The sequence below is a fragment of the Rhodoferax sp. RT5P35 genome (assembly GCF_056521385.1).
This window is the reverse complement of the sequence record NZ_JBWMAX010000046.1, coordinates 1-2,009: the sequence shown is the minus strand read 5'-3', so window position 1 is coordinate 2,009 and position 2,009 is coordinate 1. Positions and strand designations below refer to the sequence as shown.

The 2,009-nt window shown below is 69.3% G+C and carries 2 protein-coding genes; both read left to right on the top strand.

All coding sequences use genetic code 11. The annotated features are described in order from the left end of the window. Positions 1–896: preprotein translocase subunit SecA (locus tag AC097L_RS23355; RefSeq protein ID WP_479589131.1), on the top strand; the 896-nt coding region annotated here is incomplete at its 5' end. After that, the gene (locus AC097L_RS23350; protein ID WP_479589130.1) at positions 893–1,819 is read left to right on the top strand and encodes an efflux RND transporter periplasmic adaptor subunit; all 927 of its coding nucleotides are present in this window, start codon (positions 893–895) and stop codon (positions 1,817–1,819) included. The genes AC097L_RS23355 and AC097L_RS23350, both read left to right, overlap by 4 nt. Positions 1,820–2,009: the final 190 nt, after the last annotated feature.

The window sequence follows — 2,009 nt, the reverse complement described above, 5'->3', positions numbered from 1 at the left end:
TGATTGTGGATACCGTGAGCGGACGCATCGCCGAGGGCCGCAAGTGGTCGCGCGGTTTGCATGCGCTGGTCTCCATCAAGGAAGGCTGCAAGGTGCCCGCCGAGACGGAAACCCTGGCGCAGATCACGTTCCAGCGCTTCTTCCGCCGCTACCACCGCCTGGGCGGCATGAGCGGCACCCTGCGCGAGGCACGGGCCGAATTGCGCGCCTTGTATGGTTGCAGCATGGTGCAGGTGCCGCTGCGGCTGCCAAGCCAACGCCTGGCCTGGCCGACGCGCCTGTATGCCGATGCGCCCGCGCGGTGCCGCGCTGCGGTGGAGCGCACGCAGTCGCTGACTGCCACCGGTCGGCCGGTGCTGATCGGTTGTGACTCGGTCGAAGCCTCTCAGGCCATGGCCCTGGCGTTGCGCCAGGCGGGCATCGCCCACGCGGTACTCAACGCGCGCTTTGATGCCGAAGAGGCGAGCATCGTGGCGCGCGCCGGGCAGCGCGGCCAGGTCACCGTGGCCACCAACATGGCCGGGCGCGGCACAGACATCCACGTCGATGCCGAGGCCCAGGCCGCCGGTGGCCTGCATGTGCTGAGCTGCCAGCGCAATGCGTCCCAACGCCATGACCGCCAGCTCCTGGGCCGCGCAGCGCGCCAGGGCGAGTCCGGCAGCGGCGAAATCTGGCTGGTGCTGGATCCCGACCATAGCCCTCGTCGCCTGCGTATTTGCTTTGCCGACCTGGCATCAACGGATGGCCAGATACCCATCCCCGCCTGGCTGCAGGCTCTGTGGCGGCGTGCCACCCAGAACCGGGAAGACAAGCGCCGGGCGCGCCGCCGCCGCCAATTGTTCCGAAACGACCTGGCCATGGACAACGGCCTGTCTTTCTGTGGATCGACCGAATGAAAAATCACCAACACCCCCGCCTGTTGTCCGCCTTCCGAAGCCCGCCCGGTGCCGTTGTGGCGGGGTGGGTCCAGGGCTTCTGTTTGGGCTCACCGGTTGCGGCCCAGCCGGTGCCAACGGCCCCGCCGCCCGCATCCATGGCACCCCTGGCCTGCCTCATCCTGCCCGAACGGGTAGCCGACATCGGCAGTGCGGTCATCGGCATCGTGGATGCCATCGAGGTGGAACGCGGCGACACGGTGCGCAAGGGCCAGGTGCTGGTCCGGCTGCGCGCCGAAGTCGAACGCGCCAACAACGAAGTGGCACGTTCTCGCGCCCTCAGCGAGGCCGAACTGCGCGGCGCTTTGGCGGCACGCGACCTGGCCCAGCTCAAGCTGGACCGCTCACGCTCGCTGAAGGCCGAGAACTTCGTCTCGACGCAGGCCGTCGAACAGGCCCATGCCGAACTGCGCGTAGCCCATGAAAAGGCGGCCCAGGCCCGCGAAAACCTGCGCACGCTGGCGCAGGAGGTGCAGATGTCCGACGCGCAGGCTTCGCAGCGCGTGCTACGCAGTCCGTTCGACGGCGTGGTCACCGAACGCTACGCCAACCCCGGCGAGCGCTTCGAAGACAAGCCGCTGCTCAAGGTGGCGGCCATCCACCGGCTGCGCGTGGAGGTGGTGGCACCGACTGCGCTGTTCGGTAGCCTCAAGCCAGGGCAGGAGGTGATGGTGTCGCCCGAGTTGCCGGGCGCTGCTCCGCGCAGCGCCCGCATCGCCCAAATCGACCGCGTGCTCGACCCGGCCAGCAACACCTTCCGGCTGCGGCTGGACCTGCCCAACGCCGATGCCAGCCTGCCCGCCGGGTTGCGCTGCAAGGTGGACCTTGGCCTGCAGACCGCCAGGCCACCCACATCCCCGGCATCGGTTACCTCCACGCGCTGACCACTAAGCCGTCGCACCATGGCTGACCCCACCCGCCGCCGCGCTGTGCTCGAAGACATCGAGCCACGCATCCTGTACGCCGCAGACCATCCAGCCACAGCCGTGGCTGCGCCGCTGCTGGCGCCGGAGGCCGCCACGGTAGCGGCGGTCGAGACCCAGCCCGAGACCGAGGCACCACGCGATGCCACCG